A 22386-nucleotide genomic window follows, 5' to 3' on the forward strand; every position below is an offset into this window, starting at 1 on the left:
CGGTGCGCGTTGCATGACGATGCCACTTCACCTTTCGCATTGAGCGCATCGTCATCAGTTAGCGATTCGTTGTGAAGCGCCTCACCTTGAATCGCGCGAACACCGCGTCGCATTGTTTAAAGGTGAGGGAATTCGGGAGCCAACCTCGGTTGAGGTGAGGTTTTTCGGGATCTGATGAGCGGTGCGTGATAAACAGCGCTGCACGTCACCGCTCGCATCGGCACACCGCGCGGCACGGAAAAAAGGGCGAATCGTTGCAGAACGATTCGCCCTTTTTGCTACGCGTGAAACATGAAACGTGAAACGCGTCAGGCTCTCATTGCTTCATGCGATCAAGCCAGCAGCTGCGCGACCACCGCCTCGCCCACTTCCTGCGTGCTGGCCTTGCCGCCCAGGTCGCCCGTGCGCGGGCCGTGCTTGAGCACGTGCTCGATCGCCGCGAGGATCGCGTCGTGCGCCTCGCGTTCGACGCCGGCGCCGTGGCCAAGGAAGTCGATCATCATCGCCGCCGACCAGATCATCGCGATCGGGTTGGCGATATAGCGGCCCGCGATGTCGGGCGCCGAGCCGTGCACCGGCTCGAACAGCGACGGGAAGTCGCGGTCCGGGTTCAGGTTCGCCGACGGTGCGATGCCGATCGTGCCCGTGCAGGCCGGGCCCAGGTCGGACAGGATGTCGCCGAACAGGTTCGACGCCACCACCACGTCGAAACGGTCCGGGTTCAGCACGAAGCGCGCGCAGAGGATGTCGATGTGCTGCTTGTCGACCTTGATCTCGGGATAGTGCTGCGCCATTTCGGCCGCGCGCGCGTCCCACCACGGCATGCTGATCGCGATGCCGTTGCTCTTGGTCGCGACCGTGAGCTGCTTGGCGCGCGTTTGCGCCAGGTCGAAGGCGAACTTCATGACGCGTTCGGTGCCGATGCGCGTAAACACCGCCTGCTGCACGACGAATTCGCGCTCGGTGCCTTCGAACATGGTGCCGCCCACCGCCGAATATTCGCCCTCGGTGTTCTCGCGCACGATCATGAAATCGATGTCGCCGGGTTTGCGGTTCGCGAGCGGGCTGGGCACGCCCTCGAACAGGCGCGCCGGGCGCAGGTTCACGTATTGGTCGAATTCGCGGCGGAACTTCAGCAGCGAGCCCCACAGCGAGATGTGGTCGGGCACCGTGTCGGGCCAGCCCACCGCGCCGAACAGCAGCGCATCCATGCCCGACAACTGGGCCTTCCAGTCGTCCGGCATCATCTGGCCGTGCTGCGCGTAGTAATCGCAGCTGGCCCAATCGATGTGGGTGGCCTCGAAACGAATCCCGAACCGTTTGGTGACCGCATCCAGCGCGCGGATGCCTTCCGGCATGACTTCGCGGCCGATGCCGTCGCCTGGAATCACCGCAATCTTGTAGACCTTCTCGCTCATCGCCAGCGCTCCTCGTCCTGATGGTTCGCAGCCCGATGCCATCGGGCGAAAAGTGCGCGGCAACTGGCCGTGTCGCGCACCGCATGACTGCATTCTATTGATTCCGTTACGGATTAGAATCGAGTTCCGGTTAAACGACCTTACACACTTCGTGAATAATCCCGTGACCAAGGCGCCCAATCTCGACGACCTGCGCGTGTTCAGCGTGGTCGTGCGCTTCGCCAGCTTCAGCGCGGCGGCCGAGCAACTGGGCGTGTCGCCCGCCTATGTCAGCAAGCGCATCGCGCTGCTCGAAACCCAGCTCGGCACGCGGCTGCTGCACCGCTCCACGCGGCGCGTGGCCGTGACCGATTCGGGCGAGCGCGTGGTGGCCTGGGCCGAGAAGATTCTCGACGATGTCGATCATCTGGTCGAGGACGTCTCGATCACGCGCACGGTGCCGCGCGGCACGCTGCGCATGTCGAGCAGCTTCGGTTTCGGGCGGCACGTGCTCGCGCCGGCACTGCTCGATTTCAGCGAACGCTATCCGCAGATCAATGTGCGGCTCGATCTGTTCGACCGGCTCGTCGATGTGGCCGCCGAGCGTTTCGATCTCGACGTGCGGATCGGCGACGAGATCGCCGAGCACCTGATCGCCAAGCGGCTCGCGTCGAACTACCGCGTGCTGTGCGCGTCGCCCGCTTATCTCGCGCGGCATGGCGCGCCGCGCCAGATCGCCGATCTCGGCGCGCATCAGTGCCTCGCGATCAAGGAGCGCGATCACCCGTTCGGCGTATGGCGGCTCACGCAGCGCGGCGAGACGAGTTCCGTGAAGGTGGGCGGCGCGCTGTCGACCAATCACGGCGAGGTGGCCGTGCAGTGGGCGGTGGCCGGGCGCGGCATCGTGCTGCGCTCGATCTGGGAGGCGGGGCCGCTGCTCGATAGCGGCGCGCTGAAGCGCGTGCTGCCCGACGTCACGCAGCCCGCCAATGTGTGGGCGGTGTATCCGGCGCGGCTGGCGACGTCGGCGAAGGTGCGCGTGTGCGTCGATTTCCTGACGGAAGCGTTCGCGCGCTGGAGCGCGCAGGCCTGAGGCCACGCGTGGGGCGCGACGAACGCGGTTCGCTGGCGAGGCGCGCGGTGAAGAAACCCCTGGCAAACAGGTCACCATCGCGCTTCACCACAGTGTGATGCGAGCGGGTTTCGCGCCGTGCCACGCGCGAATTCGCTTGCCGACCCACAGGCCATGATGGCCACCGGCCCCAGCGTGCGCATGCGTCATCCGCTGTCCACAGGCGCAAAGGTGATACTTTTCGGGACCCCATCGGCATTGCCGTCGTGGAGTGCGCCAGGGTGCGCACGCCGGCTCACCGCAACGTTTCGGGATGCGCCCGCACGACGAGGCAATCTGCCTGCAAAGGCCGTCTGGCGGGCGTTAGCGCCAACTGCTGCACAGCAGGCCGTGCGATGCGTGCCGGGAACAGGGTGAGCGCACTCACCGTTGCGCGCGCACGCAAATCGCCGTGCGGGCGCGAAAGGTGAGGTTTTTCGGGAGCTTGAAGCGCCGTGCTTTCAGGCGTCCGGATGGCTCGTGTCGTGCGCCTGTTGCAGGCGTTCGCGGCTCTTGCTCAGGTGCACGCGCATGGCCGCGCGCGCATCGTCCGGGTCCTGCCGCTCGATCGCGTGATAGATCCAGCGGTGCTCGTCGAGCACGCTGCGCAGCCGGTCGATCTGATCGAGTTCGGCGATTTCCGCGCTGCCGAGCCGCGTGCGCGGGCTGACCGAACGGCCGAGCTGGCTCAACACGTCGACGAAATAGCGATTGCCGCTTGCCTGCGCGATATGCAGATGGAATTCGATGTCGTGCGCGAGCGTGTCGGTGCTGCCGCGTTCGAGTTCGGCCGCGAAGCGTTCGAGCGCGAGCTGCATCTGCCGCAGGTTCTGATCGGTGCGCCGCTTCGCTGCGTGCGCCGCCGACGCCGCTTCCACGTCCATCCGGAATTCGATCACGGCCATCGCGTCGAGCATGTTCGACAGGTCGGCCACGGGCAGCCGCATGGGCGCGTCGTTTTGCGGCGCGAGCACGAAGGTGCCCACGCCGTGCCGCGTCTCGACCACGCGCGCGGCCTGCAGGCGCGAGATCGCCTCGCGGATTACCGAGCGGCTCACCGACAGCTGTTTCATCATCGCGACTTCGGTCGGCAGCCGGTCGCCCGGCCGCAACGCGCCGCGGCGGATTTCTTCGGACAGGGAGGTGACGACCTTCTCGGACAGGCTGCTCATGGGCGGGTGTGGGCGGAAGCGGTGTTGAAACGGGTTGAGGAAAACGGGACGGACCGCAATGTCATCGGATGTCCCGAATCCCGGCATCATAGCCGCAAACCCCGGCAATGAGGCCGTTGCAGGCCGATTCGACGGCAGATATGGGGAAATCACGGACAGATCGATGCCGTTGAGGCGCCGGCCATGCCATGCGGTCATCGGACAACATCGCGGCTCCGTTGTCAGACGAGATCACACAATCGATCGGCAATTCGACGTTGTCTGATGTCCTAGCATGGCAATGGATGAACATCCGTCAACGCTGTGAAAGCGTCCTGTCATACGCTTCGGTGTTGAGTCGAGCGATTTCAGGGTTAACGCGGCTAACGAGCACGACGGTTGTCCGACTACAATGTTGTCAGACGACGTATCACAGAAAATCGCCAGCGTGCGACTCACGGTGTTGCGTCCTGTCGTTCAGGCCGGTCACGGCCGATTCAGGAGACATCGTTGACAGCAGCTCTCGGTACGGCAGCGGCCCCGCTCGATTCGGCGGTCGCGAAGGTAATGCGGCATGTCATGCCGCTGTTTCTGATCATGTTCATCGCGAACTACATCGATCGCGTGAACATCGGCTTCGTCAATTCGCACATGCATGCCGATCTCGGCATCGGCGCGGCGGCCTACGGGTTCGGCAGCGGCTTGTTCTTCGTCGGCTATGCGCTGTTCGAGGTGCCGTCGAACCTGCTGATGCAGAAGTTCGGCGCGCGGGCGTGGCTCACGCGGATCATGGGCACCTGGGGCGTCGTCGCGGCGGCGATGGCGTTCGTGCAGAACGAACAATCGTTCTACGTGCTGCGCTTCCTGCTCGGCGTGGCCGAGGCCGGCTTCTTCCCCGGCGTGGTGTACTACTTCACGCAGTGGCTGCCGCAATCGTCGCGCGGCAAGGCCGTGGCGATCTTCCTCGGCGGCTCGGCGTTCGCGTCGGTGCTGTCCGGCCCGATCACGGGCAGCCTGCTGTCGATCAGCGGCTTCGGGCTGAAGGGCTGGCAGTGGATGTTCCTGATCGAAGGCGGCTTCTCGATCCTGCTGTGCGGCGTGAGCTGGATGATGCTGAAGTCGCGCATCGACGACGCGCCCTGGCTGACGGGCGAGGAAAAGCAGGTGCTGCGCACCACCATCGCGGCCGAGCAGACGGCGCGCGACGCACGCGGCAACGCGCACGTGCCCACCCTGAAGCTGCTGCGCGATCCGCAGATCCTCCTGTTCTGCTTCCTGTATTTCGCGATCCAGTTGACGATCTACGCGGCCACGTTCTGGCTGCCGACCATCATTCGCAAGATCGGCGGGCTGTCCGATTTCCAGGTCGGGCTGCTCAATGCGATTCCGTGGCTGATCGCGATGGTGGCGATGTACGGTTTCGCGATGGCGTCGGCACGCTGGCGCCACCAGCGCGCGTGGATGGCCACCGCGCTCGTGATTGCCGCGTGCGGGCTGTTCGCGTCGACCACCAGCGATCCGACGCTGTCGTTCGTGGCGATCTGCTTTGCGGCGATCGGCTTCAAGGCGGCCTCGTCGCTGTTCTGGCCGATCCCGCAGGGTTATCTCGATGCCCGCGTGGCGGCCGGCGTGATCGCGCTGATCAACTCGCTCGGCAACCTCGGCGGCTTCTTCGCGCCGGCCGCGTTCGGGTATCTGCAGCAGCACACCGGCTCGATCAAGGGCGGCCTGTACGGGCTGGCGGTCGCCTCGCTGATCGCGGCGGTGGCGGGCTTCTTTGCCCGCAGCCGGCCGGCCGATTCGACGCAGGGCGGCGGCACGCTGCAAAGCCGCTCGCAGTAACGCCCGGCTCATGCATTCATGAACGAGTGGCGGCGCGCGAGCCGCGCCGCCGATTTTCAAACCGTTTTTCCAGCGCCGATGCCGGCGCCTTTTTCAGGTAACGCACCATGTCATCGAATTCCGTCCAAGCGAACGCCACCCCTGTCGTGACCGAGCTGCGCGTCGTGCCGGTAGCCGGCCGCGACAGCATGCTGATGAACCTGAGCGGCGCGCACGGCCCGTTCTTCACGCGCAACATCGTGATCCTGCGCGACAGCAGCGGCCACACCGGCATCGGCGAAGTGCCGGGCGGCGAGGCGATCCGCAAGACCATCGACGATGCCCGCGAGATCGTGGTCGGCCAGTCGATCGGCAACCTGCAGGCCGTGCTGAACCGCGTGCGCTCGACGTTTGCCGACCGCGACGCCGGCGGCCGCGGCCTCCAGACGTTCGACCTGCGCACCACGATCCACGCCGTCACCGCGCTCGAAGCCGCGCTGCTCGACCTGCTCGGCCAGCACCTGAACGTGCCGGTGGCGGCCCTGCTCGGCGAAGGCCAGCAGCGCGACGAAGTGGAAATGCTCGGCTACCTGTTCTACATCGGCGATCGCAACAAGACCGACCTGCCCTACGAGAACGGCGCCGCCGGCCGCGACGATTGGGAACGCCTGCGCACCGAAGTCGCGCTGACGCCGGACGCCGTGGTGCGCCTGGCCGAAGCCGCGCAGGCTCGCTACGGCTTCAACGATTTCAAGCTCAAGGGCGGCGTGCTGTCCGGCGACGAGGAAATCGAGGCGGTGACGGCGCTGGCCGAACGCTTCCCGAACGCGCGCGTGACGCTCGACCCGAACGGCGCGTGGTCGCTGGCCGAAGCCGTGCGCCTGTGCCGCGACATGCACGGCGTGCTGGCCTACGCGGAAGATCCGTGCGGCGCGGAAAACGGCTACTCGGGCCGCGAGGTGATGGCCGAATTCCGCCGCGCCACCGGCCTGCCGACGGCCACCAACATGATCGCCACCGACTGGCGCCAGATGGGCCATGCGATCCAGTTGCAATCGGTCGACATTCCGCTGGCCGATCCGCACTTCTGGACCATGCAGGGCTCGGTGCGCGTCGCGCAGATGTGCAACGACTGGGGCCTGACCTGGGGGTCGCATTCGAACAACCACTTCGACGTGTCGCTGGCGATGTTCACGCACGTGGCCGCCGCGGCGCCGGGCAAGATCACGGCGATCGACACGCACTGGATCTGGCAGGACGGCCAGTTCCTGACGCAGGACCCGCTGCAGATCGTCGGCGGCAAGGTCAAGGTGCCGGCCAAGCCGGGCCTCGGCATCGAGCTGGACATGGATGCGCTCGAACGCGCCAACGCGCTGTACGAACAGCACGGCCTCGGCGCGCGCGACGACGGCATCGCCATGCAGTACCTGATCCCCAACTGGAAGTTCGACAACAAGCGCCCGTGCCTGGTGCGCTGAGCGCCGCCCACGACCGTTCGAATTGCCCATCACTCTCGACTTTGAAGCAGGCAACGCCATGACCACGCCGCAAGAACTGAAGCAGATCATCTCCGAAGGGCTGCTGTCCTTCCCCGTCACCGATTTCGACGCGCAAGGCAATTTCCGCGCCGATACGTTCATCGAACGCCTCGAATGGCTCGCCCCGTACGGCGCCTCGGCACTGTTCGTGGCCGGCGGCACGGGTGAATTCTTCTCGCTGACGCAAGCCGACTATTCGAATGTGGTCCGCACTGCCACGGAAACCTGCAAGGGCAAGGTGCCGATCCTGGCCGGCGCCGGCGGCCCGACGCGCGTGGCGATCGAGTACGCGAAGGAAGCGCAGCGCCTCGGCGCGAACGGCATCCTGCTGATGCCGCATTACCTGACCGAAGCGTCGCAGGAAGGCATCGCGCTGCATGCGGAAGAAGTGTGCAAGGCCGTGCCGGACATCGGCGTGATCATCTACAACCGCGCCAATTCGAAGCTCAACGCCGACATGCTCGAACGCCTGGCCGAGCGTTGCCCGAACCTGATCGGCTTCAAGGACGGCGTGGGCGAGATCGAACCGATGGTCACGATCCGCCGCCGCCTCGGCGAGCGCTTCGCCTACCTCGGCGGCCTGCCGACCGCGGAAGTGTACGCAGCGGCCTACAAGGCGCTGGGCGTGCCGGTGTACTCGTCGGCCGTGTTCAACTTCATCCCGAAGACGGCGATGGATTTCTACCGCGCGATCGCGGCAGACGATCATGAAACGGTCGGCAAGCTGATCGACGATTTCTTCCTGCCGTACCTGAAGATCCGCAACCGCCGTGCAGGCTACGCGGTCAGCATCGTCAAGGCCGGCGCGAAGCTGGTCGGCCACGACGCCGGCCCGGTGCGCGCACCGCTGACGGACCTGACCGAAGAAGAAGTGGCCGAACTCGACGTGCTGATCAAGAAGCTCGGCGCGCAGTAAGCCGGGTATTCAACGCCGACGTCACGGGACGCCCGGCCGCCGCTGCGCATCATGCAGCGTGCGGGCCGGGCGTCCCGTTTTTCATTGGCGGCGCGCTGGCTGGCAGAGCGGCAGGGGCTACAGCTTGCCGGCCTTCGCCAGCGTGATCACGCGCGCCCAGCGCTTCGCCTCGCGCTCGCTCGGCATCGGCAGCGCCCACGCCGGATGTTGTGTATCGCGCAGGTCGATCGCGAGCTGCCAGCGCTCGCCGTCCGGCTGCGCGCGGCAGCCGGCCACGTCGGTCAGCGTGTAGGTACCGGTGGCGCCATCCTGCGACAGCGCCAGCAGCCCCTGCGTCGACGACAGCTTCAGTTCCACCGCACCGTGACGCACCGCATGCGTCCAGCCGCCTTCCTTGGTGTTCGACGCGATCTCGCGCCGGCTGCGCAGCCAGGCCGCGACGGCCAGTGCGAGCAGCACCGCCGCCACGCACGACACGCCGATCGCCACGCCCGCGCCGAACTGCGCGGCCAGGGCATGAAACGCGGCAATCGCGCCCCAGACGAGCGCGGCGAATACGAGGAGAACGATCAGGATCGGCATGGCGAGAGGCGGCGCAAACGAAAGCAGGGGGAAGGAGAGACATCGCATGGCCGACGAAGCCGCCGGCCATGCGATGTGAGGGCAGACCGCGCGCGGAGCGCGGCTTGCCTGAACGGCTTCAGCGCGGACGGTGGATGTCGTGCGTGACGAACCCGGCGTCGTTGGTCGGCAGTTCGAGCGCATCGGGCACGCCGAGCGTGTTGCGGATATCGACGAGGCCCGCCGACCAGTGGTCGCGCATCGTCGAGGTGCCGAACTGATAGTCCTTGTAATCGTGCTCGTAGGACTTCTGCTGGTAGATCAGATGCTGGACGTTGTAGCGCTTGCCGGTGGACAGCACGTCGGCCTGCTGGCACCACGGATCGCTGTTGCGCACGTCGTCCGGCACCAGATCGAGCACGCGGCGCAGCACGTTGCGGAAGCGCTGTTCGCGTTGCAGCGTGTCGGTCACCAAACGCGTGCGGCTCGAATACTGCACGTCCTTGGTTCGCTCGGCGACATCGGCGAGCGTGCCCGGCAGCGGCCCGCGCGCATTCCACAGGTCGACCTGGAACGCGAGCGTGTCGCGGCGCGGCGAGGCGCGCAGCACTTCCATCAGCGGCGTGTTCGACACGATGCCGCCATCCCAGTAGTACTGACCATCGATCTCGACGGGCGGGAAGGCCGGCGGCAACGCGCCCGAGGCCATGAAATGCTCGGGGCGCAGCGTGATCTTCGTGTTGTCGAAGTAGGTGAAGTTGCCGGTGGCCACGTTCACCGCGCCGACCGACACGCGAATCTTGCCCGAGTTGATCAGATCGAAATCGCAGAACTCGAGCAGCGTTTCGCGCAGCGCCGACGTGTCGTAATAGCTGACGCGGGTCGGATCGTCGTCGCGCACGCCGGGCAGCGGCGGCGGGAAGCGCGGCACGAAGAAGCCGCGCTGCCCCTGCAGCATCGCGCTGGCCGCCTGCGAGGCGGTGAACGCCTGCCGGATCGACTCGATGCTGTTGAACAGCGCGAATTCGATCGCAGGCGGCAGCGCCGGGAAGAACGCCGGCTGGCAGATCGTGTTCCAGAACTCGCGCAGCCGCTCGACCTGCCGCTCGGGCGGATTGCCGGCGATCAGCGCGGTGTTCAGCGCGCCGATCGAAATGCCGGCGATCCAGTTGAGCGGAATGCCCGCTTCGTGCAAGCCTTCGAACACGCCCGCCTGATACGAGCCGAGAGCACCGCCGCCTTGCAGCACGAGCGCGACGGTTTCGTACGGCAGCGTGCGCGCGACCGGCTTGCCGGCTTCGTGACGGAGGTCGGGGTCGCTCGCTTGTTTCTCGGTACGGGCGTGGGGCTTCATTGCATGAACCAGCCGTGGCTGACGACGAACGACTGGCCGGTGAGCGCGGCGCTCGGGAACGCCGACAGGAACAGCACCGTTTGCGCGACGTCCTGCACCGTGGTGAACACGCCGTCCACCGTATCGCCGAGCATCACGTTCTTGACGACTTCTTCCTCGGTGATGCCCAGTTCCTTCGCTTGCTCCGGGATCTGCTTGTCGACCAGCGGCGTGCGCACGAAGCCCGGGCAGACCACATGCGAGCGCACGTTGTGCTTCGCGCCTTCCTTGGCGAGCACGCGGGCCAGGCCGAGCAGGCCGTGCTTGGCCGTGACATAGGCCGACTTCAGCGGCGACGCTTCGTGCGAGTGCACCGAGCCCATGTAGATCACCACGCCGCCGCGATCGTCCTTGTACATGTGCTTGAGCGCGGCCTTCGTCGTCAGGAACGCGCCGTCGACGTGAATCGCCTGCATCTTCTTCCAGTCGGAGAACGAATAGTTCTCGATCGGGTTGACGATCTGGATGCCGGCGTTCGACACCAGGATGTCGACCGAGCCGAATTCGGCGGCCACCTTGTCGATGCCGGCGTTCACGGCGTCTTCGTTGGTGACGTCCATCGCCACGCCGATCGCCTTGCCGCCCGCTGCCTTGATCTGTTCGGCGACGGCGTTCGCGCCGTCCTGGTTCAGGTCGGCGATCGCCACCGCCGCGCCGGCCTTGGCCAGCTCCAGTGCGATTTCCTTGCCGATGCCGCTTGCGGCGCCCGTCACGACAGCGGTCTTGCCTTTCAGATTGCTCATGATCGTTTTCCTGATGAGTGGTTGGAGGAGTTCAGGTGAGGCGATGCGTTACTTCGCGAGGTAATCGTGGACGACTTCGCCGAGGCCCAGCGTCAGGTCCGCCATGATGTGGCGGGCCTCGACGATTTCGAGCACCGGCAGGTCGGCCACCGGCGCGAGCGCGTGCGGTGCGAGATGCAGCGAGGCCGGGCCGGTCCACGCGCCCTTCATCTTGATGTCCTGCAGGTAATAGCGAACCAGTTCGCAGATGCGCGGGCTGCCGTCAACGTGCGGAATGATCTTCAGCAGATAGTTCGCGCCGGCCAGGCGCTGCTGCTGTTCGACGAGATCGAGTTCCTTGTGCTTGTAGCCCATCGTGCCGGTGGCCACGCGCACCGGGCCGTAGTCGAGCGTGCCGAGCAGCGTGTCGATGTGGGTTTCCAGCGTGGGCTGCGCGAGTTTCTTCGGGAATCCCCACAATTCGCGGCCGCCGGCGATCGGCGGGTGATCGTTGAGGTACATCGCGAGCGTGTAGCTGCCCGGCTTGCCGTCGAACTCGACCGGGATCACCTGGCCGCTTTCGGTGTAATCGCCGAAACCCGTCGAGTCAGGCATGCGAATGAATTCGTAATGCACGAACGGCTGCGTGACCTTGAGCGGTTCGGGGACGATTTCGCGCAGCCGGTCCAGATCGGTGCGGTACGTGATGATCAGAAACTCACGATTGATGAAGCGGTACGGCCCCATCGGAAAAGCCGGACTCGTGAGTGGCATCGCGAACGCATTGGACAGGACTTGACTCGGATTCATGCGGGCTCCTTGTGGATCGCTGCTGATGGATGAGTGTCGCTATCCTATGCCGTTGCAGATCGATTGTGCGCCGCCGCAAGCGGAAAAGATTATTGCTTAATTCGTAGCGTTTCGGCAGGAAAACGCAAAATCGATTTAAAAATTCGATGGAATCAAACGGCTTAACTCGCATCTTCCGGTGTGCCGATGACGTTCTTGTGAGCGCCGACGGTGAGCCTTTGCGGGATATGAGGTGAGAGGATACGGGATCGCGAGGCAATCTGCATCGACGCGTGCATCGAATGTTTGATGAACTTTTTGCAGTGCGCAATCGGCGAAGCGCCATGCCTCGGCATGGCATTTCGAAATGCTTTCGTTTCGGCTTTCAAATGCGACGCAATGCGGCGGTGCAATGCGCGTGCGAGGCGGCAGCAATCAGCCCGGCGATTTCGCGGCGGCGGATTCGGGCGCCACGTCCGGCGAGCTGCCGGTGCCGCTGTGCAATTCGGGCGTGTCGGTGGCCGAGCCGCGGGCGATTTCGCGATTGAGTTCGCCATCGTGCAGGATCGCGCACATCGCCACGAACAGCGCGAGCACGATGGCGGCGAGCACGCCGTAGCCGAGGATTCGAAGCGACCGGGCGAGCGTAGCGTGCATGGTGTGATCCGTGTTCATGGTCGTGCGCCGAAGCGATGAACGCGTGTTCGCGAAGGCGAACACCGGTTGTCGTTCGCAGCGATCGCGGCCGGCCCACGTGCCGTCGCGCCCTGCGTACCGGCTGCGCCGTGGCCCACATCGGCCCGAGCGGCGAGCAATCCGACGATATATACCACGGCGGCGGGGCCGGCAGATGGCGGCAAGCCGGCTGCGATGCCGATTTGTCACACGCCGTTTCAGATCTCCACAAGCTTTCCATGCGAAAGCCGGCCCGAGCGGCCGGCTCGATCACGCTCGCCGTGGCGTCAGTCGTCGAGCGATTCGTGGACGCCTTCGGCGCCGCGCTTCCAGTACGCCGAGGCACGGATGCGCGACTTGTGCACGCCGCGGTCGTCGCACAGGTGCTGGCGCACCGCGCGCATCGCGGCGGCTTCGCCGGCCGCCCACACGTAGCCGTCGCCTTGCGGCAGCGGCAGCTCGCGCAGGGCCTCGACCAGTTGCGCGCCGGCCGCGCCGTTGCCGGCCGCCGGGTTGTCGCGATGGCGCCAGATCGTGTAGACCTCCGCCTGCGTCGCGAATTCGAGCTGCGCCGAGGCATCGGCCACTTCCACCACCACGGCGGCGCGCGTGCCGGCCGGCAACTCTTCGAGGCGGCGCGCGATGGCCGGCAGCGCGGTGTCGTCGCCGATCAGCAGATGCCAGTCGAAATCCGTCGGGACAACGAACGACCCGCGCGGTCCGGCGATCGCGAGCGGCTGGCCGACGGCGGCCTGCGCGGCCCATTGCGAGGCCGGGCCCGGGTGATGCAGCACGAATTCGAGGTCGAGCTCGCGCGCCGCGCGATCGTAACGGCGGGGTGTGAAGTCGCGCATGATCGGCTTCGGCGCGCCTTCGGGCAGCACCAGGCCGTTCGGGCCGAGTTCGGGCAGCGGCGCGCCGGCGTCGCCCGGCGCGGGGAAGAACACCTTGACGTGATCGTCGAACGACGCGCTGACGAAGTCGTCGAGATCGTCGCCGGTCAGCGTCACGCGCAGCAGGTGCGGGGTCACGTGCGTGACCTGCTTGACGGTCAGTGCGCGGCGTTTGAGGGTATGGCGTACGCGCGTCACGGCGCGTTCAGTCGGGTTCTGCATGGTTCGATTCTCCGGGTTGGGTCGGGCCGCGCTCAGGCTTCGGGCGTGCCGTCGATGTCCGCTGCCGCGCGGCGCAGGATCGCGGCGATACGTTGCTGTTCGTCGGCGGCCGCGGCGCTCTTGCGGAACAGCGCCGCCTTCAGCGCCATGCGTGCCTCGACGAATTCGGGCAGCCAGCCGCCGTCGGGCGTGCCGTCCGCCGCGTCCGCCTGGCCGGCCATCGCGCGGCGCATGAATTCCATCTTGCGGCCGAGATGTTCGAGCTTCGCGAACAGCAGGTTCACGCGCTCGCGTTCCGTATCGAGTTGCGCGCGGCCGGCTTCGGCGAGCGCGTAACGCTTGCGGTTGCCGTCCACTTCCACGGTGACGTAGCCGACTTCCTCGAGATAGGTCAGCGCCGGATAGACCATGCCGGGGCTCGGCACGTAGAAGCCTTGCGAGCGCGTGTCGAGCGCCTTGATCAGCTCGTAGCCGTGGCTCGGCTGCGCGGCGAGCAGCGACAGCAGCATCAGTTGCAGATCGTCGGAATTGAACTGACGGCCGCGCGGCATGCGCGGATCGTCGAAGCCGCCGGGGCCGCCGAAGCCTTCGGGAAAGCCGCCGCCGAAGCCGTGACGGCCGCCGCCGCGCCGGCCGCCGGCCATCGCCCAGAGCTTGTGCAGGGCGTGGCGGGGGCCATGGTGATGTGCGTGGTGATGGCCGTGGCCGTGATGGTGGTGCTCGTGGCCGTGGGCATGGCGGGTGTCGCCGTCGAAGGCCTCGTGGCTCGGGTGGTGGTGGGAACGACGCATGGTGTTCTCCTTCGTACATGTCTAAAGATGTATCGAAAGATATATATCGAAAGATATATGGTCAAGAGAAAAAATGAGGGAGCGAGCGGGGGAGGGAAATGAGGCGGCGGTGATTGCCGCTTGGAGAGAGCGTCGGCCGGGAGGTCGGCCAGCGGGAAATCGCGCGCCGAGGGCCGGCGCGCGGGCGACACATCCGTCAGCGAGAAGCCGCCGACCCCGCGGCCTGCTCCGCCACCCCCCGCAGAATCGCCGCGAATTCCTCCGGCGCTTCCGCACAGCTCGTATGCCCCGTCTGCAACACATGCAGCGTCGCACCAGGAATCGCCCCGGCCAGCTCCTCGGCATGGGCGAGCGTGCGCGCGACGTCGAACTGCCCGTGCACCACCGCCACCGGAACCGGCGGCAGGCTCGGCAGCAGCGGCAGCAGGTCCGTCTCGATCTGGCTGCGGATCGCCTGCGCCACCGCCTCGCTGCGCAATTGCTCGGGATAACCGACGATCTCGTCGAGCAGCGGCGGCGCGGGCAGCGTTTGGAAACAACGCGCGGCGAACGCCTGCCACATCGGCTCGCCCCATTCGGCCTCGATGCGCCGCACGATGCCCGACGCGTCGCCGTGCCCCCTGGTGTTCGCGCCGCTGTTGGCGAGCACGAGGCCACGAATGCGCACGTCCGCGCGCCGGTGCGCGGCGAGCGCGCTCAGGACGGCCAGCGGCGTGCCGAGCGAATGTCCGACCAGCACCAGATCCCGCCCGGCCGGAACGGCATCGACGATGCGCCGCGCGATCGAATCGAGATCGAACGCGCCGTCGTCCTCCATCCATGCGAAAGCGACGGCATTCAGGCCCGACAGCCGCGCGGCATCCGCGTAGACGAGCGGGCTGCACATCGCGCCGGGCAGGCAGATCAGGGTGGGCAGGGCGGCGGGGGACTGGGCGAGCGGAACGATGCGCATGGGAGCGGTGGAAGACGGCGACGCCCGAGCTTACTGCACACCGGCGCCCGGCGCGCCCCGCTTGTTAGAATGGCGACCTTTTCCTGGGAGAAAACCATGTCCTGGTTCATCTACGAAGTGCCCGAGTATCACGAAGACGGGGCGCGGATCGAGCCCTTCACCGATCTGCGCAACCGTGTTCTGAAAGTCAGCGGCCAAGGCATGGCCGACGAGCTGGAAAGCGTGCGCGAGAACGCGGCGGCCACGGCGAACACGCCCGAGCATCCGCTGCGCAACGCGGACAACCCGCACGTGTTCCCGATCCCCTATGCCGATTCGATGATCCTGGTCGGCTTCATCTTCGAGACGAAGCGCGAAGGGCAGCAACTGGTGGTGTCGCCGGTGGAGATGCCCTGGCTCGACGACGCCGACACCGACGCATAAGCGATGACGTCAGCGATGTCGCGAACGAAACCCTCCGCATGAAATCGTTCGACGGCAAGCTCGCCGTCATCACCGGCGCGGGCTCGGGCATCGGCCGCAGCCTGGCCCGCGCGCTGGCGAACGCCGGCTGCCATCTGGCGCTGTCGGATCTCGATCCGGCCAGCCTGGCCGACACGGCCGCGCTGTGCGCCAAGGCCGGCGTCGCCGTCTCGCAGCACTGCGTGGACGTGGGCGACCGCGACGCCATGATGGCCTGGGCGCGCGACATCAAGGCGCGCCACGGCGCGATCCATCTGGTCTTCAACAATGCCGGCGTGTCGCTCACGGCGCTGGCGGCCACGATGTCGATCGACGATTTCGAATGGCTGATGCGCGTGAATTTCTGGGGCGTGGTGAACGGCACCCAGGCTTTCCTGCCGTACCTGATCGAATCGGGCGACGGCCACATCGTCAACCTCTCCAGCATCTTCGGCCTGGTGGCCGCACCGACGCAAAGCGCCTACAACGCGAGCAAGTTCGCGGTGCGCGGCTATACGGAATCCTTACGAATGGAGCTGGAGCTGATGCGCGTGCCGGTCAGCGCGACCTGCGTGCATCCGGGCGGCGTGGCGACCAACATCGTCAACGCGTCGCGCATCGATCCGCGCGTGGCCGAGCTGACCGGCCGCGACGTGGCGATGCATCGCCACAGCGGCAACCAGACCATCAACGTCACGTCGCCCGACGCGGTGGCCGAGCGCATCCTGCGCGGCGTGCGCCGCAACGCGCGGCGCGTGGTGATCGGGCGCGATGCGCGCCTCGTCTACTGGCTCAGCGCGTGCCTCGGGGCGGCGTATCAGCGGATCTTCGTGAAGGCGTACCGGCGCGGTTCGATGGCCGGGGGGCGCGACGCCTGATGCGGCGCGGCCTCACTTCCCGGGATCGAGCAGATTCGATGTGAAATCGCACGATTGCGCCGCGAGCTTCGCCACGGCGGCGCTCAGCGTATGCGGCTCGTCGCCGCGATGCATGGCGAGATAGCGGATCGGCGGCAAGGCCGGCGTGGTGACCACCTCGACCAGCGCGCCCTGTTCGAGCATGCGCGAGAGGCAGGCGCGCGGCAGGTAGGTGATGCCGAGCCCCGACAGCGCCAGCCCGATCTGCGCGATCAGGCTGCTGCTGGCCAGCGTCTTCTGCAAGGCCACGCCCTGCGTTTCGAGGAAACGGCTGTAGACATGGCCGGTGCCGGACAGGCTGCCTTGCAGGATCAACTGGAACTGCGCGATGTCGGCCAGCGCGATGCGCCGCTTGCGCGGCGCCAGATGGGCCGCGCACATCCACGCGTTCTCGACATGGCCGACGAGCGCGGCCGAGAACGCCTCGACCTCGTGCGTCTGCGGCACGATGATCACGTCCACCGTGCCCGCCGCGAGCCGCTCGCGCAGCGTGGCGTTCAGATCGACCTCTGCCTCCACCGTGACCTTCGGATATTCGGCCTGGATCGCCGCGATCAGGCGTGGCAGCCAGGTCAACGCGGTCAGCTCCGTCACGCCGATGCGGATCTGGCGCACCAGCGAGGTTTTCGAGCTGATGCGCTCGACCACCCGGTCGCGCTGTTCGAGCAACGCCTGCGCGTAATCGAAGAATTCGCTGCCCTTTTCGGTCAGCCGCGCGCTGCGGTTCGCCCGGTCGAACACGGCGATGTCGAACGCGCGCTCCAGCTCCTGCACGCGCTTCGAGATCGCCGATTGGGTGGTGTTCAGCCGCGCGGCGGCGGCCTCGAACGAACCGAGCTTGACGATCCAGTACAGCGCTTCCATTTGCTTGAAAGTCAGCACGGCGAACGAATGGATGAATTAAAGCGATAGTTTCTCATAACTAAATATCGCTTTTTTCGTTTCTTTTGGCTGCTTATGTTTGGCCCATCGCATGCCGCATGCATGCCAACCGCCAGCCTCTGGAGACACCATGGACTCCGTCATCGACACCCCTCACCCCGCCCGGGCCGAGCGCAAGCCGCGCATCAGCCTCGCCTGGCAAATCCTGATCGGCCTGGTAGCCGGCATCGCGGTGGGGGTGGTGCTGAACCACGCGCCGCAACTGCGCGCCCAGGCGATCGACGGCCTGCTGCAACCGGCCGGCGACATCTTCATCCGCCTGATCAAGATGGTGGTGGTGCCGATCGTGTTCACCAGCATGGTGGTGGGCATCGCGGGCGTGGGCGACGGGCGCTCGCTCGGCCGCATCGGCCTGAAGACGCTGATCTATTTCGAGATCGTCACGACGCTCGCGATCGTGATCGGCCTGGTGCTCGGCAACCTGCTGCATCCGGGCGTGGGCACCGACCTGTCGCAACTCTCGCACACCGATATCGCGCGCTTCCAGCAGACCTCGCAACAAACGCAGGGCCATCACGGCTTCATGGCGCTGTTGCTCGGCATCATTCCCGACAACATCGTGATGTCGATGGGGCGCGGCGACCTGCTGCCGGTGATCTTCTTTTCGGTGCTGTTCGGGCTCGGCCTGCAGACGGTGCCGGCCGAATATCGCGCGCCGGTGCTGGCCACCTTCAAGGGCATCGGCGACACCATGTTCAAGGTGACCGGCATGGTGATGCGCTATGCGCCGATCGGCGTGTGCGCGCTGATCGCGATCACGGTGGCGAACTTCGGTTTCGGCTCGCTGCTGCCGCTGATCAAGCTGGTGGCCGTGACCTATCTGGCAATCGTGCTGTTTGCCGTCTGCGTGCTCGGCGTGACGGCCCGTTTGTTCGGATTCCGTATCTTCACGCTGCTGCGCGTGATCAAGGACGAACTGATCATCGCGTTCTCTACCTGCAGTTCGGCCTCGGTGCTGCCGCAACTGATGAAGAAGATGGAGGACTACGGCGTGCCCAAGAGCATCACCACGTTCGTGGTGCCCACCGGCTACACGTTCAACCTCGACGGCGCATCGATCTATCTCGGCATCGGCACACTGTTCGTCGCGCAGCTCTACGGCGTGCACTTGGGCCTGCAGGAGCAGCTCGTGCTGGTGCTCACGATGGTCGTGACGTCGAAGGGCGCGGCCGGCGTGCCGGGCTTCATGTTCGTGATCCTGCTGACCACGCTCGCCAGCGCCGGCCTGCCGCTCGAAGGGCTGGCGTTCATCGCCGGCGTCGATCGCATCATGGACATGGGCCGCACCGCGCTGAACGTGGTCGGCAACGCGCTGGCGCCGCTCGTGATCGCGAAATGGGAGCGCCAGTACGACGCCGAAAAGGGTCGGGCCTACCTCGCGTCGCTGGACGCCTAAGGCGCGCCGCCCGCGCTTCGTACCGACTTCGTTTTTACCGGATTCACTTTCAGGAACCACTCAGATGACCAGCCAGGGACACCTGTTTTCCGACTCGCTCATGGAGCAGATCAAGCAGCGCTTTCATTACGTCGATCGCGATATCGACGGCAGCGAGCGGCTGTTTTTCGACAACGCCGGCGGCTCGTTCCGCCTGAAGGCGGCCTCCGAGGCGTTCGCGCGCATCGACGCGCTGCCGGATTGCCCCGAACGCATCCACGCGCGTGCGCGGTTCCTGCAGGACGTGCAGGCGAAGGGCGAGGCCGACGTGCGCCATATCTTCAACGCGCGCGGCGGCAGCGTGTACCTGTCGCTGACGGCGTCGGCCGCGATGTTCGAGATGGTGCGCGCGGTCATGGAGAACGTGCCCGGCAACAACGCCGTGACCACGATCCTGGAGCATCCGTCGTCGTTCGACGCGATGCAGCGCTACTGCGAACGCACCGGCAAGGCGCTGCGCGTCGCGCCGAGCAACCCCGAAACAGGCGGCGTGGACGTGGACGCCATCGTCTCGCTGATCGACGACGACACCACGCTGTTGAGCGTGATGTATGCGTCGAACATCTCGGGCGCGAAGCTCGACATCGCGGCAATCGTCGAGCGCGCCCGCGCGCGCAAGCCGGACTTGTTCATCATCGTGGACGCCGTGCAGCACGCGCCGCACGCCGCGATCGACCTGCAGAAGATGCCGGTGGACGGCATCAACTTCGCGCCGTACAAGTTCTTCGGCTGCCGGGGCGCGGGCGTGACCTGGCTGTCGGAGCGGCTCGCGACGCTGCCGCATCACCGGCTCGACGCGAAGGCGCCCGACGTGTGGGAACTCGGCAGCCCGACGCCGGCGCATTTCGAGGTGGTCAGTGCGATCGTCGATTACGTGGCGTGGATCGGCGCGCAGTTCAGCGATGCGCACGAGCGCCGCGAGCAATTCGTGCAGGGCATGCAGCGCATCGAGGCGCACGAGCGCGCGTTGCTGGTGCTGCTGCTCGACGGCACGCCGGTGCAGCGCGGGCTGCGCTCGATCGACGGCGTGTCGGTGTTCTGGGATCACGACGACCTGACGCGCCGCGACCTGATCGCCGGCATCGGCTTCAAGGGGCTGGACCCGACGGCCGCCGTGCGTGAATACGCGAAGCGTGGCGTGATCGTCTACGAGCGGATCGGCACGAGCCTTTACTCGGGCCGCATGCTGCGGTCGTTCGGCCTCGAAGGGGCGGTGCGTATCTCGCCGCTGCACTGCCACGCGCCGCGCGACATCGAACGCTTCCTGGCCGTGACGGCCGAGATCGCCGCCGCGATCTGAACCTGCCTCACCCCCGCGGCCCCGCCGTGGACCCCCGCACCACCAACCACGGGGCCGACGTCACACGTGTGCGCGCCGGCCCGGCTTGCGGATCGGCGCCGTTGGCTTCGGCCTCGATCAGTTCGCCGAGCAGTTCCACCGCCAGCGCGGCCGCCTCGGCCGTGGGCACGGCCACCGTGGTCAGCGCGGGCCGCGATTCGCGCGCGAGCTGGATATCGGTGATGCCGACCACCGACAACTGCGCCGGCACAGCCAGCCCCGCATCGGCGGCGGCGTGCATCGCGCCGAGCGCGGGCAGGTCGTTGGTGGCGAACAGCGCGGTCAGCTCCGGGTGCGCGTCGAGCAGCGCGCGCGCGGCCTCGTAGCCGCCCTGGATCGTGTCCGGCCCGTAGCGCAGCGGCGCGGCCGCGCCGTCGAGGCCGGCCGCCGCCAGCGCGTCGAGAAAGCCCTCGTAGCGCGCCGCGTGGATGCCCGTCACCTTGCTGCCGACGATCGCGCCGATCCGGCGATGCCCGAGTTCGAGCAAATGCCGCGCGGCCAGCTCGCCCGCGCGCCGGAAATCCACCGCCACGCTCGGCAGCGCCGGCGCGGCCTCGGGGCGCTCCCACATGCACAACACCACCGGCGTGCCGCGCTCCATGGTGCGGTGCAGGTCGTCGAGATCGAGGTTGGCGTTCATCACCAGCACGCCCTCGGACAGCGTGCCGGCGATCTGCTGCAGATACGCGCGCCCGATGTCGGGATCGTTCTCGGTGTTGCAGATGATCAGGAACCGCCCGCTGCGGCGCAGCGCATGCTCCACCGCGAGCGCGAACTCGGGGTAGAACGGGTTCGCGATGCTCGACACCATCAGCGCGAGCGTGGGCGCGCGCCCCTCGGCCAGCGCACGCGCGGCCAGGTGCGGGCGGTAGCCGAGCGCCTCGACGGCGGCCAGCACGCGCTCGCGCGTCTTCGCGCCCACCCGGCCGCGGTTGCGCAATACGTTGGAGACGGTCGCGGGCGTGACGCCCGCCGCCTGGGCGACTTCGTTCAGCGTGGTCATCGAGGTGTTTAGTATCTGGGACGGCGTGTTCAGTATTTGCATGGCAACGCGGCGCCGTTGCATCATGGCCCGGCAATCAGAACGCATGACAAGCAATACGGAGACGAAACAACCGATCGGCCACAGGTCGGTTTTTTCGATTGCAAATGATTAAGCGCTTAACCAAGATGAGCGCGATTACATCATGGAGACGCAGCAATGGCGAGCATTTCGTTGGCCGGCGTGCAAAAAGCCTACGGGCACGGCGCGCCCGTCATCCACGGGATCGACCTGGAGATCGGCGTGCACGAGTTCTGCGTGTTTCTCGGCCCGTCGGGCTGCGGCAAATCCACCTTGCTGCGGATGATCGCGGGGCTGGAGGACGTGACCGAGGGCGACGTGCATATCGACGGGCGGCGCGTGAACGACGTGCCGGCCGCGCAACGCGGCGTGGCGATGGTGTTCCAGAGCTACGCGCTGTTTCCGCACATGACCGTCTACGAGAACATCGCGTTCGGCCTGCGCCTGGCGAAGACGCCGAAGGCCGAGATCGACACGCGGGTGCGCGACGCGGCCCGCATCCTGCAACTCGACGCACTGCTCGAGCGCTATCCGAAGGCGCTGTCGGGCGGCCAGCGCCAGCGCGTCGCGATCGGCCGCGCGATCGTGCGCGAGCCGGGCGTGTTCCTGTTCGACGAACCGCTGTCGAATCTCGACGCGACGCTGCGCGGCCAGACCCGCATCGAAATCGGCCGCCTGCACCGGCAGTTCAAGGGCGCGAGCGTGGTCTACGTGACGCACGACCAGATCGAGGCGATGACGCTGGCCGACAAGATCGTGCTGCTGCAGGCCGGCGCGGACGCCGAGCGCCACGGCAGCATCGCGCAGGTGGGCGCGCCGCTGGCCTTGTATCACCGGCCGGCGAGCCTGTTCGTGGCGGGCTTCATCGGCTCGCCGCGCATGAACTTCCTGCGCGCGACGGTGGAAGCGTCGGCGCACGGCGCGGTGACCGTGCGGCTCGACGCGAGCGGCGAGACGGTGGCGTTGCCGGTGGATGCGGCGCGCGTCGCGCCCGGCGATGCGGTGACGTTCGGCGTGCGCCCGGAACATCTCGAATTCGACGGCGCGGCGGCGCGCCCGCACGCCGCGCCGGGCCTCGCGCTGACGCGCCGCGTGGCGCTCGTCGAAGCGCTCGGCGAGCACAGCTACGTGCACCTGGAGCAGCACGACGGCGGCACGCTGATCGCCAAGGCTCCGGGCGAATGGCGCGTCGCGCCGGGCGACACCGTCACGGTGCGCGCGCCCGCCGCCTCATGCCACCTGTTTGCCGCCGACGGTTTCGTCGTCGCGCCGCTGGCGGCGCGCGCGCTCGAACCGCTTCCCATCATCTGACGCTCA

General features: G+C 66.8%; 21 protein-coding genes. 9 read left to right on the forward strand and 12 right to left on the reverse strand.

All coding sequences use genetic code 11. The annotated features are described in order from the left end of the window. Window positions 1-332 precede the first annotated feature (332 nt). A complete protein-coding gene (locus AB4850_RS00065) occupies window positions 333-1418 on the reverse strand; it encodes a tartrate dehydrogenase (RefSeq protein ID WP_414440590.1) in 1086 nt (361 codons plus the stop codon). A gap of 163 nt (window positions 1419-1581) precedes the next feature. On the opposite strand from AB4850_RS00065, the gene AB4850_RS00070 reads away from it, so the two are divergent. Beyond that, window positions 1582-2490: a LysR substrate-binding domain-containing protein gene (locus AB4850_RS00070; RefSeq protein ID WP_414440591.1), complete on the forward strand. Its 909-nt coding sequence runs from the start codon at window positions 1582-1584 to the stop codon at window positions 2488-2490. A gap of 479 nt (window positions 2491-2969) precedes the next feature. Here the strand turns inward: AB4850_RS00070 and AB4850_RS00075 are convergent, their stop codons facing one another. Then, the gene (locus tag AB4850_RS00075; protein ID WP_414440592.1) at window positions 2970-3680 is read right to left on the reverse strand and encodes a FadR/GntR family transcriptional regulator; all 711 of its coding nucleotides are present in this window, start codon (window positions 3678-3680) and stop codon (window positions 2970-2972) included. Between the two features lie 489 nt (window positions 3681-4169). On the opposite strand from AB4850_RS00075, the gene AB4850_RS00080 reads away from it, so the two are divergent. The 3 genes from AB4850_RS00080 to kdgD all read left to right on the forward strand — a co-directional run bounded on the left by AB4850_RS00080 (window position 4170) and on the right by kdgD (window position 7934). Next, window positions 4170-5501: an MFS transporter gene (locus tag AB4850_RS00080; protein ID WP_414440593.1), complete on the forward strand. Its 1332-nt coding sequence runs from the start codon at window positions 4170-4172 to the stop codon at window positions 5499-5501. 107 nt (window positions 5502-5608) lie between these two features. Further along, window positions 5609-6958: a glucarate dehydratase gene (gene gudD / locus AB4850_RS00085; protein WP_414440594.1), complete on the forward strand. Its 1350-nt coding sequence runs from the start codon at window positions 5609-5611 to the stop codon at window positions 6956-6958. A gap of 58 nt (window positions 6959-7016) precedes the next feature. Continuing rightward, window positions 7017-7934 (forward strand): 5-dehydro-4-deoxyglucarate dehydratase, encoded by a 918-nt coding sequence (gene kdgD / locus AB4850_RS00090; protein WP_414440595.1) that lies wholly within the window; start codon window positions 7017-7019, stop codon window positions 7932-7934. A gap of 117 nt (window positions 7935-8051) precedes the next feature. Here the strand turns inward: kdgD and AB4850_RS00095 are convergent, their stop codons facing one another. From AB4850_RS00095 to AB4850_RS00130, 8 genes are all read right to left on the reverse strand, one after another. After that, window positions 8052-8516, reverse strand: a complete 465-nt coding sequence (locus AB4850_RS00095) for a signal peptide protein (RefSeq protein WP_414440596.1) — start codon at window positions 8514-8516, stop codon at window positions 8052-8054. A gap of 118 nt (window positions 8517-8634) precedes the next feature. Next, on the reverse strand, window positions 8635-9849 hold the full coding sequence (locus AB4850_RS00100; RefSeq protein ID WP_414440597.1) for a DUF3734 domain-containing protein: 1215 nt from the start codon (window positions 9847-9849) through the stop codon (window positions 8635-8637). Continuing rightward, a complete protein-coding gene (locus AB4850_RS00105; RefSeq protein WP_414440598.1) occupies window positions 9846-10631 on the reverse strand; it encodes a 3-hydroxybutyrate dehydrogenase in 786 nt (261 codons plus the stop codon). Before AB4850_RS00105 ends, AB4850_RS00100 begins: the two co-directional genes overlap by 4 nt. Window positions 10632-10679: 48 nt before the next feature. Continuing rightward, on the reverse strand, window positions 10680-11420 hold the full coding sequence (locus AB4850_RS00110) for an acetoacetate decarboxylase (protein WP_414440599.1): 741 nt from the start codon (window positions 11418-11420) through the stop codon (window positions 10680-10682). A 414-nt stretch (window positions 11421-11834) separates the two neighbouring features. After that, window positions 11835-12074, reverse strand: a complete 240-nt coding sequence (locus AB4850_RS00115; protein WP_414440600.1) for a hypothetical protein — start codon at window positions 12072-12074, stop codon at window positions 11835-11837. A 287-nt stretch (window positions 12075-12361) separates the two neighbouring features. Beyond that, complete coding sequence (locus AB4850_RS00120) at window positions 12362-13189, reverse strand: siderophore-interacting protein (RefSeq protein WP_414440601.1); 828 nt, start codon at window positions 13187-13189, stop codon at window positions 12362-12364. Window positions 13190-13221: 32 nt separating this feature from the next. Next, entirely contained in the window at window positions 13222-13833 is a 612-nt protein-coding gene (locus tag AB4850_RS00125) for a PadR family transcriptional regulator (RefSeq protein WP_414442038.1), read from the reverse strand. Between the two features lie 343 nt (window positions 13834-14176). Further along, window positions 14177-14932, reverse strand: coding sequence for an alpha/beta fold hydrolase (locus AB4850_RS00130; RefSeq protein ID WP_414440602.1), 756 nt, complete (start codon window positions 14930-14932; stop codon window positions 14177-14179). A 96-nt stretch (window positions 14933-15028) separates the two neighbouring features. On the opposite strand from AB4850_RS00130, the gene AB4850_RS00135 reads away from it, so the two are divergent. Together AB4850_RS00135 and AB4850_RS00140 are read left to right on the forward strand one after the other, a co-directional pair. Then, the gene (locus tag AB4850_RS00135; protein ID WP_414440603.1) at window positions 15029-15355 is read left to right on the forward strand and encodes a helicase; all 327 of its coding nucleotides are present in this window, start codon (window positions 15029-15031) and stop codon (window positions 15353-15355) included. Between the two features lie 38 nt (window positions 15356-15393). After that, entirely contained in the window at window positions 15394-16251 is an 858-nt protein-coding gene (locus AB4850_RS00140; RefSeq protein WP_414440604.1) for an SDR family NAD(P)-dependent oxidoreductase, read from the forward strand. 12 nt (window positions 16252-16263) lie between these two features. Here AB4850_RS00140 and AB4850_RS00145 read toward each other — a convergent pair whose 3' ends face one another. Further along, on the reverse strand, window positions 16264-17172 hold the full coding sequence (locus AB4850_RS00145; RefSeq protein ID WP_414440605.1) for a LysR family transcriptional regulator: 909 nt from the start codon (window positions 17170-17172) through the stop codon (window positions 16264-16266). A gap of 130 nt (window positions 17173-17302) precedes the next feature. On the opposite strand from AB4850_RS00145, the gene gltP reads away from it, so the two are divergent. Together gltP and AB4850_RS00155 are read left to right on the forward strand one after the other, a co-directional pair. Then, on the forward strand, window positions 17303-18628 hold the full coding sequence (gltP, locus tag AB4850_RS00150) for a glutamate/aspartate:proton symporter GltP (protein ID WP_414440606.1): 1326 nt from the start codon (window positions 17303-17305) through the stop codon (window positions 18626-18628). 64 nt (window positions 18629-18692) lie between these two features. Then, the gene (locus AB4850_RS00155; protein ID WP_414440607.1) at window positions 18693-19967 is read left to right on the forward strand and encodes an aminotransferase class V-fold PLP-dependent enzyme; all 1275 of its coding nucleotides are present in this window, start codon (window positions 18693-18695) and stop codon (window positions 19965-19967) included. A gap of 7 nt (window positions 19968-19974) precedes the next feature. Here AB4850_RS00155 and AB4850_RS00160 read toward each other — a convergent pair whose 3' ends face one another. After that, window positions 19975-21009 carry a LacI family DNA-binding transcriptional regulator gene (locus AB4850_RS00160; RefSeq protein ID WP_414442039.1) on the reverse strand — a complete coding sequence of 345 codons (1035 nt, stop codon included), beginning with the start codon at window positions 21007-21009 and terminating at the stop codon, window positions 19975-19977. 198 nt (window positions 21010-21207) lie between these two features. Between AB4850_RS00160 and AB4850_RS00165 the strand changes: the two genes are divergently transcribed. After that, window positions 21208-22380, forward strand: coding sequence for an ABC transporter ATP-binding protein (locus AB4850_RS00165; RefSeq protein WP_414440608.1), 1173 nt, complete (start codon window positions 21208-21210; stop codon window positions 22378-22380). The last annotated feature ends 6 nt before the right edge of the window (window positions 22381-22386 follow it).

The sequence above is a fragment of the Burkholderia sp. 22PA0106 genome (assembly GCF_047497155.1).
Lineage (GTDB): Bacteria > Pseudomonadota > Gammaproteobacteria > Burkholderiales > Burkholderiaceae > Burkholderia.